3 protein-coding genes are annotated in these 2,615 nt (G+C 74.8%); all 3 read left to right on the plus strand.

What is annotated here, in order from left to right; all coding sequences use genetic code 11:
• Positions 1–76: 76 nt before the first annotated feature.
• Positions 77–883 (plus strand): TlyA family RNA methyltransferase, encoded by an 807-nt coding sequence (locus AOK16_RS20575; protein WP_055473670.1) that lies wholly within the window; start codon positions 77–79, stop codon positions 881–883.
• Positions 880–1,779 (plus strand): NAD kinase, encoded by a 900-nt coding sequence (locus tag AOK16_RS20580; RefSeq protein WP_055473671.1) that lies wholly within the window; start codon positions 880–882, stop codon positions 1,777–1,779. Before AOK16_RS20575 ends, AOK16_RS20580 begins: the two co-directional genes overlap by 4 nt.
• Before the next feature lie 190 nt (positions 1,780–1,969).
• Positions 1,970–2,615 (plus strand): AAA family ATPase (locus AOK16_RS20585; RefSeq protein WP_240483667.1); only part of this gene is annotated, 646 nt, incomplete at its 3' end.

The raw sequence follows: 2,615 nt of genomic DNA on the forward strand, positions 1-2,615 counted from the left end.
GTGTGGCGCCCGGAGCGCCCCGCGCGCCACACACCCCGTAGCACCACCCCGTACGACGACAGGAGCTGAACCGCACGTGGCACGACGCCGACTGGACGCGGAGCTGGTGCGCCGCAACCTGGCCCGCTCCCGGGAGCACGCGAGCCAGCTGATCGCCGCGGGCCGGGTGACCGTCGGCGGCACCAAGGCCGGCAAGGCCGCCACCCAGGTGGAGACCAGTGCGGCCGTCGTCGTGACCCAGGACGACAGCGACCCCGACTACGTCTCGCGCGGCGGCCACAAACTCGCGGGCGCGCTGGCCGTCTTCACCCCGCTCGGGCTGAAGACGGACGGTCGCCGGGCGCTGGACGCGGGCGCCTCCACCGGCGGCTTCACGGACGTGCTGCTGCGGGCCGGGGCCGCGCACGTCGTCGCCGTCGACGTCGGCTACGGGCAGCTCGCCTGGTCACTGCAGAGCGATGAACGCGTCACCGTCAAGGACCGCACGAACGTACGCGAGTTGACGCTCGAAGCGATCGGCGGAGAGGTGATGGACCTGATCGTCGGCGACCTCTCCTTCATCCCCCTCGGGCTCGTGCTGCCCGCCCTCCTGCGCTGCGCCGCGCCCGACGCCGACCTGGTGCTCATGGTCAAGCCGCAGTTCGAGGTCGGCAAGGAGCGGCTGGGCAGCGGCGGCGTCGTCCGCAGCCCGGAGCTGCGCGCCGAAGCCGTACGGACCGTCGCGGGGCAGGCGGCCGGGCTCGGCCTCGGCGTCCTCGGCGTCACCGCGAGCCCGCTGCCCGGGCCGTCCGGGAATGTCGAATACTTTCTCTGGCTGCGCGCCGGGGCGCCCGCGCTCGACCCGGCCGACGTTGACCGAGCAGTGGCGGAGGGGCCGCGTTGACGACGACATCACGCACCGTTTTCCTGCTCGCCCACACCGGCCGGCCGGCTGCCGTCCGCAGCGCCGAACTGGTCGTCCAGGGCCTGCTGCGCAGCGGGATCGGCGTACGGGTGCTGGCCGAGGAGGCGGTGGACCTGCCGCTGCCCGACCGGGTCGACCTCGTCGACCCCTCGCAGGACGTGCTCGACGGCAGCGAACTGCTCGTCGTGCTGGGCGGGGACGGGACGCTGCTGCGCGGCGCCGAGTTCGCGCGCAGCTCCGGGGTGCCGATGCTCGGCGTCAACCTCGGCCGGGTCGGCTTCCTCGCCGAGGCCGAGCGGGACGACCTGGACAAGGTGGTCGACCGGGTCGTCACCCGCTCGTACGAGGTCGAGGAGCGGATGACCCTCGACGTGCTGGTGCGCAACAACGGCGTCGTGGTGCACCGCGACTGGGCGCTCAACGAGGCGTCTGTCGAGAAGGCGGCGCGCGAGCGGCTGCTGGAGGTCGTCACCGAGGTCGACGGGCGGCCGGTGTCGCGGTTCGGCTGCGACGGCGTGGTGTGCGCGACGCCGACCGGCTCCACCGCGTATGCCTTCTCCGCCGGCGGGCCGGTCGTCTGGCCCGAGGTCGAGGCGCTGCTGATGGTGCCGATCAGCGCGCACGCGCTGTTCGCCAAGCCGCTGGTGACCGCGCCCGACTCGGTGCTCGCCGTCGAGGTGCAGCCGCAGACCCAGCACGGAGTGCTGTGGTGCGACGGGCGGCGGACCGTCGAACTGCCCGCGGGGGCGCGGGTGGAGGTGCGGCGGGGCGAGGTGCCGGTGCGGCTGGCCCGGCTGCACCACGCGTCGTTCACCGACCGGCTGGTCGCGAAGTTCGCGCTCCCGGTGGCGGGCTGGCGCGGGGCCGCGCAGTAGGCGCTGTTTCGCGCAGTCTTGTGGTGCCGGGGGCCAGCCGACCGCTGTGGCCGACTCGGGCGGCGGTGTGGTGGGCACGCTGAGCCACCCACGTTGCGTGGCCCGGCCTGAGCTTGCGGCGGCGGTGCGGGCGGCCCGTACGCGGGGTGACTACGGGGGAGGGCGTCGCGCGGGGGTGGCCGAACCTCGTATGGTCGTGTCCGTGTTGGAGGAGATGCGGATACGGTCGCTCGGGGTCATCGACGACGCGGTGGTCGAGCTGTCGCCCGGCTTCACGGCGGTGACCGGCGAGACCGGCGCGGGCAAGACGATGGTCGTCACCAGTCTCGGCCTGCTGCTGGGCGGGCGCGCGGACCCCGCCCTGGTGCGGATCGGCGCCAAGGCGGCGGTCGTGGAGGGGCGCATCACCGTCCCCGCGGACGCCCCCGCGGCCGTGCGCGCCCAGGAGGCGGGAGCCGAGCTGGACGACGGCGCCCTGCTGATCAGCCGTACGGTCTCGGCCGAGGGGCGGTCCCGCGCCCATCTCGGTGGGCGGTCCGTGCCCGTCGGGCTGCTCGGCGAACTCGCCGACGACCTCGTCGCCGTCCACGGCCAGACCGACCAGCAGGGGCTGCTCAGGCCCGCGCGCCAGCGGCGCGGCCACGGCCTCGCCCGCGTACCGGTCGAGGGCCTGCCGCTGCCGCGCGGGCCTGAGCAGCCCCTGCTGGTCGGTCTGGCCGTGGACGGCGACGAGGTCGTCGGCGAGTTCGCCGAGCAGCCCGACGGGCACGGACCGCCCACCGAGATGGGCGCGGGACCGCCCCTCGGCCGAGACCGTACGGCTGATCAGCAGGGCG

The organism is Streptomyces pathocidini (genome assembly GCF_001418495.1).
Taxonomy (GTDB): Bacteria; Actinomycetota; Actinomycetes; order Streptomycetales; family Streptomycetaceae; genus Streptomyces; species Streptomyces pathocidini.